Annotated in this window: 1 protein-coding gene and 1 pseudogene; both read right to left on the bottom strand. The window is 62.1% G+C overall.

Annotated elements, in window-relative coordinates:
- Positions 1 to 100 precede the first annotated feature (100 nt).
- Positions 101 to 1,054, bottom strand: a complete 954-nt coding sequence (locus AC07XF_RS28955) for a D-2-hydroxyacid dehydrogenase family protein (RefSeq protein ID WP_495029247.1) — start codon at positions 1,052 to 1,054, stop codon at positions 101 to 103.
- Between the two features lie 13 nt (positions 1,055 to 1,067).
- Positions 1,068 to 1,283 (bottom strand): annotated as a pseudogene (locus AC07XF_RS28950) (alpha/beta fold hydrolase); the annotation flags it as partial.
- Positions 1,284 to 1,476 lie beyond the last annotated feature (193 nt).

Below are 1,476 nucleotides of genomic sequence, written 5' to 3'. Positions count from 1 at the left end.
GGCGGTGGGTCAGTCAACATTAATGCTGCCTGACACTCCGCCTTCGCGAGCAAGCCCGCTCCCACAGGGGTTTTTTCCGACGATGAACGATGACTCGGTATCAGCTCAGCAGACGAATCGGTGCGCCCGTCGCCCAGGCCTGAATGTCCTCGATCATCTGCGAAAAAAACAGCTGGTAGTTCTGTTGGCTTACATACCCGACATGGGGTGTCGCCAGCACATTGTCCAGGGTCCGGAACGGATGGTGGGCGGGCAGCGGCTCATGCTCGAAGACGTCCAGTGCGGCACCGGCCAGCCGTTGCTTCTGTAGCGCCTTGATCAGCGCCGCCTCATCGACAATCGGTCCGCGAGCAGTGTTCACCAGCAGCGCCGTGGGTTTCATCCAGCCCAGCGCTTGCGCGTCCACCAGGCCGCGACTGCGATCGCTCAACACCAGGTGCACCGACAGCACGTCGGCCTGTTCGAACAGTTCCTGCTTGCTGACATAGGTCACGCCGACTTGTGCCGCACGTTCGGCCGTGAGGTTTTCACTCCAGGCGATGACGCGCATGCCGAACACCTGGCCGAACTGCGCGACACGCTGGCCGATGCTGCCCAGACCAAGAATGGCCAGCGTCTTGCCATGCAGGTCCCCACACAGGCGCTGTTGCCATTGGCCGGCACGCAGGGCGTTAGCTTCGACCACCAGATTGCGGGTCGCGGCCATGATCAGCGCCCAGGTCAGCTCCGGCGCGGCGTGTTTGTAGCTGTCGGTGCCGCTGACCTGAATGCCCAGCGCGGCGGCGGCCTTGAGGTCCAGGGCCGCGTTGCGCATGCCGCCGGTCACCAGCAGTTTCAGTTTCGGCAGGCGGCACAGCAGGTCTTCATCGAAACGGGTGCGCTCGCGCATCACGCAGATTACTTCAAACCCGGCCAGGCGTTCGGCCAGGGATGGGTTGTCGGCGGGGTAGTCATGGAGAAAACTCACCTGGCCGATGCTGTCCAGCGTCGACCAGTCCACCACATCCCGCGCCACATCCTGCCAATCATCGATCACTGCAATCTGTACCGGCATCAGCCTTTCCTCTTCAACGCACGGGGTGGGTCTTGTTCAGCCAGGCGAGCAAGGCCTGGTGGAATTGTTCCGGTTCTTCCATCTGTGGCGCGTGGCCCATGCCAGGGAATTCGACCAGCGTGGACTGGGGAATCAGCCTGGCCACTTGTTTGCCGAGGACGTCGTAGTGCCCGATCATCGCCTTGGCCTCGGGGGAGGCGATGTCACTGCCGATGCTGGGTCGGTTCGATTAGGGCGGCATTAAACAGAGGCCATCGCCGCTAATGCCAGTCAGTTAAGCGGTAATGCAATCTGTAGCAGCTGCCGAGCCCGCGAGGCTGCGTTCGGCTGCATAGCAGTCGTGAATCCAGCTGACGCGGTCTGCCTGACGTAGCGCAATGACTGATTTTACGACTGCTTCGCAGCCGAACGCAGCCTCGCGG

Source organism: Pseudomonas sp. GW821-FHT01C01, assembly GCF_059422645.1.
Note: the sequence above shows the minus strand (reverse complement) of the source record. Positions and strands in the feature narration are given on the sequence as shown.

What these genes read in the sequence shown, in the direction of transcription:
- AC07XF_RS28955 (WP_495029247.1), bottom strand. Translation starts at nt 1,054, where the DNA reads ATGCCGGTACAGATTGCAGTGATCGATGATTGGCAGGATGTGGCGCGG.